Annotated in this window: 2 protein-coding genes; both read left to right on the top strand. The window is 61.1% G+C overall.

Going from position 1 to position 2,127, the window contains the following annotated elements; translation table 11 throughout:
- Positions 1-56: 56 nt before the first annotated feature.
- Positions 57-845 carry a LysR family transcriptional regulator gene (locus tag ACT6Y9_RS10610; RefSeq protein WP_443744507.1) on the top strand — a complete coding sequence of 263 codons (789 nt, stop codon included), beginning with the start codon at positions 57-59 and terminating at the stop codon, positions 843-845.
- Between the two features lie 268 nt (positions 846-1,113).
- On the top strand, positions 1,114-1,704 hold the full coding sequence (locus ACT6Y9_RS10615) for a cytochrome c3 family protein (protein ID WP_295476873.1): 591 nt from the start codon (positions 1,114-1,116) through the stop codon (positions 1,702-1,704).
- Positions 1,705-2,127 lie beyond the last annotated feature (423 nt).

Genomic DNA, 2,127 nt, shown 5'->3' on the forward strand with positions numbered 1-2,127 from the left:
AAACACAATCAACCCCCTCTCGGGTGATTTTTTCTACTCCCATGGAGCCATACGACATGTCCGACAGCCCCGCCGACCCGAAGCTTCTCGCCGGGATTCTCTCCGAACAGACCGACAAACGCGTGGACATTCTGCGTCGCATCGCCGACGTCGGATCCATCTCCGAAGCGGCGCGGAGCGCCGGGGTGAGCTACAAGGCCGCCTGGCAGGCGATCGACACGCTCACGAACCTCGCCGGGACGCCGCTCGTCGAAAAGGTGGTCGGGGGCGCGCACGGCGGCGGCACGCGGCTCACCTCGGCCGGGCGCATGGTGCTCGACCTCGCCGACGAACTCGCCCGCGCGCGCCGGGCGGTTTTGGAGCGCTTTTCCGCCGCGGCGACCGGCGCCCCACACGCGGCCCTCGCTCGGGTGTCCGCGGCGTCGCTGCAGACCTCGATGCGCAACCAGTTCCCCGCGGTGATCGAGACGATGAAGATCGGCTCGGCGCTCGTGAAGCTCATCCTGAGGATCGACGACACGCACCTCATCCGCGCATCGGTGACGAAAGAGTCCGCGCAGCTCCTCAGCCTGCGCGAAGGCATGGAGGTGCTCGCGCTCGCCAAGGCGACCGCCATCAACATCACCGCGGACTATCCGGAAGACTCCGACGCGCGCGAAGCGAACCTCATCGTGGGCGAGGTGATCGGCAGCGAGCGCGCCGCGCGCGGCGGCGAATGCTCGATCCGCCTGCCCTCCGGACTCGTGATCGTGGGGTTCGCACGCGCCGGCCACGGGCTCAAGCTGCACCAGAAGGCGGTCGCGTCGCTGCCGCCCTCGGTGATCGTGATCGCGCTCGCCAAGTAGGACTTCCCGCGCGCCGCCTAGTTCTTAAGCATCAGGGGGGCTCCCTCCAAAGGAAGTCTGCGAAAACCCTGCAATATTGACGCTTATCAAATTCTCAAACCCCGCGCTTACACATGGTTGCATATCATTGCGCCTGAAGAAAAAACGGCCTGTTTACACCGTACTTCAGCATTTTCCTGACCCCGACTTCCGCCCCAAGCGCCCGCCGCAACAGAACAATCCTGCAGGAAGCCGACAGAACAATTACATCCAAACAAAGGTTCCTACCATGAAAAAAGACAGCCCCTGGTATCTTGCGCTCTGGTGCGTCGTCGGCGTTGCGATCGGCATCGTCTTCGTCGGCGTTCTCACTTCGGTCGTTCACTGGGCCGGCACGGAGAAGTTCTGCGGCGAGTTCTGCCACTCGATGGACGTCACGTACACGGCCTATCAGAAGGGCCTGCACTTCCGCACGGGTTCGGGCGCCACGGCCGGCTGCTCGGACTGCCACCTGAAGAACGAGTCGAACCACTTCGCCGGCCCGATCGACTACACGGCGCTCCTGATCGACAAGGCGATCGCCGGCTCGAAGTCCCTCTTCGGTGAAATCCGCGGCACGATGAGCACCCCCGAGAAGCAGCTCGAGAAGCGCCCCGAAATGGCGACCGCCGTCCATCAGCAGATGATCGACCGCGACTTCTCCGCCTGCCGCGGCTGCCACGACGTCACCCGCATGTACGATCCGAAGCGTCCGCTCATCGGCGCCATCCACAAGGGCATGGGCCCCAACGCCGAGAAGAAGGTTGACTGCCTCGCCTGCCACCCGACGGCCGGCCACAACTACGGCTACGTGATCCCCTTCAAGGCCGCCGCGAAGTAATCCCCGCGCAAGCCTGAGGAATCCTCAGAAAATCCCGGACCGGAAGCGGCCCGGGATTTTTTTGAGGTTTCGTGCATACATGTGGATAGGCGTTGCCTCGATGCGGGGCTGCCCCCCTGATGCAGAAGGAATTTGCGCATCCTATGCCTTGCGGGCGAATCCTGCAACGTTGATTTTTCTGAGCTTATCCACTCCCCGAATTCGGATTACGTCGTTGTGCGGTAGTCCGAAGCTGCCTCGGGTCAAGGCCCGGAGCCATTTAATCTGTATCGCTCGAACTTAGGGGTGCTATGAAATAGCGCCCACAAATTCTTATTCATTGATATTCATGGATTCTTAGGCTAGTTTTTGATTGAAATGCTTGGCCTTTTTTTGTTAAAATAGCATACCTAATAGGTTTGCATTCAAATTAACATGAAAGAA

The organism is Sutterella sp., assembly GCF_052272535.1.
GTDB lineage: Bacteria > Pseudomonadota > Gammaproteobacteria > Burkholderiales > Burkholderiaceae_F > Sutterella.

Coding starts and splice junctions, on each gene's coding strand:
- ACT6Y9_RS10610 (WP_443744507.1), top strand. CDS start 57: ATGTCCGACAGCCCCGCCGACCCGAAGCTTCTCGCCGGGATTCTCTCC.
- ACT6Y9_RS10615 (WP_295476873.1), top strand. CDS start 1,114: ATGAAAAAAGACAGCCCCTGGTATCTTGCGCTCTGGTGCGTCGTCGGC.